The organism is Polaribacter sargassicola, from assembly GCF_021991835.1.
Classification (GTDB): domain Bacteria; phylum Bacteroidota; class Bacteroidia; order Flavobacteriales; family Flavobacteriaceae; genus Polaribacter; species Polaribacter sargassicola.
Genome location: NZ_JAHDAU010000025.1, coordinates 1 through 641, shown reverse-complemented (window position 1 = coordinate 641; position 641 = coordinate 1). Strand labels below are relative to the sequence as shown.

General features: G+C 65.4%; 1 protein-coding gene. It reads right to left on the bottom strand.

What is annotated here, in order from left to right:
• A partial coding sequence (locus tag KI686_RS17335; protein ID WP_237590267.1) for an IS630 family transposase occupies positions 1–641 on the bottom strand: 641 nt, incomplete at both ends.

Here is a 641-nt window from a genome sequence, read left to right as displayed (position 1 = left end):
GATGATCAGGTGCACGTCCAGGCCTCTGGGGACCTCGGCGTCGATCTTCCTGAGGAATCCCAGGAACTCCTGGTGGCGGTGCTTGTCGACGCATGAGCCGATCACCCGCCCGGTCGCGACTTCCAGTGCGGCGAACAGGGTCGTGGTGCCGTGCCGCTTGTAGTCGTGGGTCATGGTCTGCCCGCGCCCTTTCTTCAATGGCAGCGACGGTTGGGTGCGATCCAGCGCCTGGATCGAGGTCTTCTCGTCCATGCACAGCACGATCGCCTTCTCCGGCGGGTTCAGATATAGTCCGACGACATCGACGAGCTTCTCCTCGAACCGTGGGTCGTTCGACAGTTTGAACGTGTCCACCAGGTGCGGCTTCAACCCCCGCGCCGCCCAGATCCGCTGCACCTGCGCCGGGGACACCCCACTGGCGGCCGCCATCGTCCGCACCGACCAGTGCGTGTGCCCCTCCGGCTTCGAGTTCCGCGTCAAATCCACGATCTCATCGATCTTCGCCTGCGGGATCGACTCCTTCCGCCCCCGACCGGCCCTGACCTTGCCGAACTTCGTCAGCCCCTCCGCAGCGAACTGGTCCCGCCACGCACGCACGGTGTTCGCCGTAACGCCCACTCCTTGCGCGTTACGCGCGTTCG